The organism is Streptomyces sp. NPDC006197 (assembly GCF_040613865.1).
In the GTDB taxonomy this organism is placed as follows: Bacteria; Actinomycetota; Actinomycetes; order Streptomycetales; family Streptomycetaceae; genus Streptomyces.
The window spans coordinates 1-3,734 of the sequence record NZ_JBEXSZ010000274.1; the positions used below are offsets into that span (position 1 = coordinate 1).

The 3,734-nt window shown below is 69.8% G+C and carries 3 protein-coding genes; all 3 read right to left on the reverse strand.

The genetic code is table 11. From position 1 onward, the window contains the following. Positions 1–86: 86 nt before the first annotated feature. The 3 genes from ABZ318_RS39245 to ABZ318_RS39255 are packed head-to-tail and all read right to left on the reverse strand — an operon-like array spanning position 87 to position 3,505. Positions 87–1,610 (reverse strand): glycoside hydrolase family 3 N-terminal domain-containing protein, encoded by a 1,524-nt coding sequence (locus ABZ318_RS39245; protein ID WP_356907197.1) that lies wholly within the window; start codon positions 1,608–1,610, stop codon positions 87–89. Positions 1,611–1,619: 9 nt separating this feature from the next. Then, positions 1,620–2,456 (reverse strand): carbohydrate ABC transporter permease, encoded by an 837-nt coding sequence (locus tag ABZ318_RS39250; protein ID WP_356907199.1) that lies wholly within the window; start codon positions 2,454–2,456, stop codon positions 1,620–1,622. 29 nt (positions 2,457–2,485) lie between these two features. Further along, on the reverse strand, positions 2,486–3,505 hold the full coding sequence (locus tag ABZ318_RS39255) for a sugar ABC transporter permease (protein ID WP_356907198.1): 1,020 nt from the start codon (positions 3,503–3,505) through the stop codon (positions 2,486–2,488). Between the last annotated feature and the right edge of the window lie 229 nt (positions 3,506–3,734).

Consider the following 3,734-nt stretch of genomic DNA (forward strand, 5'->3'; position numbering starts at 1 on the left):
AGCCGGAGCGCAGTGCGAGGGTGAGGGCCTGACGGATCGTCTTGTACCGCTCGATGCAGATGAGATCGCGAACCGTCAGACGACCGTCAGGCGCCGGTTCCGACGACCGCCTCGGCGGCGGCGCGGCCGCAGACCCGGGCGGCGCCGTGCGTGGCGATGTGCAGGGCCCCGCGGGGCTCCGCCTCATCGAGGCCCATCTCGACCACGACGGTGTCGGGGCGGGCCGCGAGCAGACCGTCCAGGGCCCGGGTCATCCACGGGTGCCGGTGGGCGTCCCGTACGACTGCCACGATCCGCCGCTCCCCCGCGGCGGCCAGGACGGCGTCCACGGACGACGCGCCGTACGAGCCGCTCTCCGTGCCGGGCAGCAGGCGCTCCAGCTCGGCCGCGATGCCCCAGGGCGTCTCGTCACCGACCGCGAAGTTGGCGACCGGGGTGAAGGAGGCCACGTAGGGAGCGCTGCTCATCGGCGTGTACGGCCGCTCCCCCCGGGTCACCTTCAGGGCCCGGCGGGCCGCGACGAGTCCGATGTCGGCGCCGGGCGCGGTCCCCTCCTGCACTGCCGCGCCCGGCACCGATCCAGCCCCCCTGGCCCGGTGCGCCTGGGTCCAGGCCGCCAGGGCGCGCACGCGCGCCGCGGCGTCGGCCAGCCGCTCCTCGGGCAGTTCACCGGTCCGTACCGCGTCGACGAGGGCGTCCCGCAGCCGCAGCACGGTGTCCTCGTCGCACAGCCCGCCGCCGACGCAGATGGCGTCGGCGCCCGCGGCGATCGCGAGGACGGATCCGCGCTCGATGCCGTACGTCGCCGAGACGGCCTGCATCTCCATGCCGTCGGTGACGATCAGCCCCTCGAAGCCCAGCTCCTGGCGCAGCAGACCGGTGAGGATCTGCGGGCTCAGGGTGGCCGGACGGTGGGGGTCGAGCGCGGAGAGCAGAATATGCGCGCTCATGACCGCTTTGGTACCCGCGGCGACGGCCGCGCGGAAAGGTACCAGCTCACGGGCGTGCAGTGTGGCGAGGTCCACATCGATCCGGGGCAGCGCGTCGTGCGAATCGACGTTGGTGTCGCCGTGTCCGGGGAAGTGCTTCGTGCAGGCCGCGACCCCGACGCCCTGGAGGCCGTCGACGTACGCCACGGTGTGCCGGGCGACCAGGTCCGGGTCCGGTCCGAAGGAGCGGACGCCGATGACCGGGTTCTCGGCGTTGGAGTTGACGTCCGCCGAGGGCGCCCAGTTCAGGTCGACGCCGCACTCCACGAGCCGGCGGCCCAGCTCGCGGGCGACGGCCCGGGTCAGCTCGACGTCGTCGACGCTGCCCAGCGCGTAGTTGCCGGGGAAGGACGAGCCCTGCTTGACCTCCAGGCGGGTGACGTCCCCGCCCTCCTCGTCGATGGCGACGAGGACGTCGTCCCGCTCGGCGCGCAGCCGCGCGGTGAGGGCGGCGAGCTGCTCGGGGTCGGCGATGTTCCGGCCGAAGAGTCCGACCGAGGAGAGGCCCTCGCCGATGCGGCGGAGCAGCCAGTCGGGGGCGGTGGTGCCGGCGAAGCCGGGCTGGAGGACCGTGAGCGCGTCACGGGTCAGGGTGTCCGAGCCGTGTACGAGTGTGGTCATGGCGAGCCGTTATCCCTTCACCGCGCCGGCGGTCATGCCGCCGACGGCCTTGCGCTGGAGGAAGAGGAAGACGATGAGCACGGGGAGGGCGAAGAGCGTGGAGGCGGCCATGGTGGCGCCCCAGTCGCTGCCGAAGGCGGTCTGGAACTGGGTCAGCCAGAGCGTCAGGGTCTGCGACTCCTTCTCCTTGTTCAGCATGAGGATCATGGCGAACTCGTTCCAGGCGGTGATGAAGCCGAAGAGCGAGGTCGACATCAGGCCGGGCGCGAGCAGCGGGAAGATCACCTTGCGGAAGGCCTGGCCGCGGGTGCAGCCGTCGATCTGCGCGGCCTCCTCCAGTTCGACCGGGACGGCGGCGATGAAGCCGCGCAGGGTCCAGATCGTGAAGGGGAGGACCATGACGAAGTAGATGAGCGTGAGCATCGGGATGCTGTTCAGCAGGTCGTTCTCACGGGAGATCATGTACATCGCGATGACCATGACCTCCCAGGGGGCCATCTGGGCCATCATCACGACGAGGACGATGCCCTTGCGTCCCCTGAACCTGAGGCGGGCGATCGCGAAGCTCGCGGCCAGGGCGACGACCAGGGCGAGCAGTACGGCGCCGAGGGTGACCGTGAGGCTGTTGGTGACGTACGTCCAGAAGAGGTCGACGCCGGTCGCGGTCTTGTAGTTCTCGAACGTCGGCGTGAAGACGAAGACCGGGTCCTTGGTCATGATCTCGTGCTGCGGCTTCAGCGAGGACGAGAACATCCAGTAGACCGGGAAGACGAAGACGACCGCGAGCACGAGGGCGCCGAGGTTCTTGGCGACCGCGCCGGCCGTGAGGGGCTTCCTGGTGCGCAGCTTCTGCGGAGTCGGGGTGGCGGCGGCGCTCACAGCTCCTCCTCCTTCAGGATCAGGCGGAAGTAGAAGGACATGACCGCGATGAGCATCACGATCGTCAGGATGGAGATGGCGGCGGCGACGCCGTAGTGGAACTGGCCGACGCCCTCGATGTAGGCGAAGACCGGGAGCGTCTCGGAACCGCGGTCGGGGCCGCCCAGGTTCATGGCGTAGACCTGCGCGAACGCCTTGAAGATCCAGATGATCTCCAGGAACGTGGTGATCATGAAGAAGGACTTCAGGTTCGGGAAGACCACGGCCCAGAAGGTCCGCCAGCCGCTCGCGCCGTCCATCTTCGCGGCCTCGTACAGCTCGGAGCCGATGGTGGTCAGGCCGGCGTACATGTTGAGGGCGACGAACGGGACGGAGCCCCAGACGAGCAGGATCAGGACGATGACCAGGGTGGAGAAGCCGGTCTCGAACCAGTTGTGCTGGTCGTAGCCGGAGAAGCCCAGCGTGCGCATCAGCCAGTTCACGACGCCGAACTGCTCGTCGAAGAGCCAGCGGAAGACCGTGACGGAGGCGACGATCGGCATGGCCCAGGCGAACATCAGGGCCAGCGAGAGGACCAGTCGCATCTTCTTGCCGAGGCGGTTGAGCAGCAGGCCGATGCCCGTGCCGATCGCCATGATGAGGGCGACGTTGACGGCGGTGAAGACGACGCTGCGGACGACGACGGTCCAGAAGTCCGCGTCGCCGAGGAGATCGGTGTAGTTGTCGAAGCCGGTCCAGACCGTCTCGCGGGTGATGAACTCCTTCCGGTTGAGCTGCTGGAAGGAGAGGATCACGTTGCGGATCAGCGGGTAGAGCAGCAGCACCGCCATGGACAACAGGGCCGGCGCGACGAGCAGGTAGGGCAGCGCCCCGCTGGGCAGGGAGCGTCTGCCGCGTGGAGGCTGAAGGACTTCCTTCGGGCCCGAAGAGGGTGGCGGAGTCTGCGACTTCCCTGCCGCCCTCCCGGGCGCGTCCTGGGGACCGGCGGTCGCCGTCCCCTGGGAGTCCACGGTCATGGTCTTATTCCTCGCGGTTCTGGGGCTCCCGCGCCCACCGGGGCACGGCCCGGGGGAGCGGGCCGCTGATCACTGCATCGCTGCGACGCGCCGGTGGTGGAGAGCCGGTTGTCCTCGCCGATCAGCGGGGCGAGGAGGCCGCCCCGGGCGCGGCACCTGCGCCGCGGTGGTCTGGCCCTTCGCGATGTTCTCGCCGTACGACGACCACGCGTATCCGGCCGCGGTGATG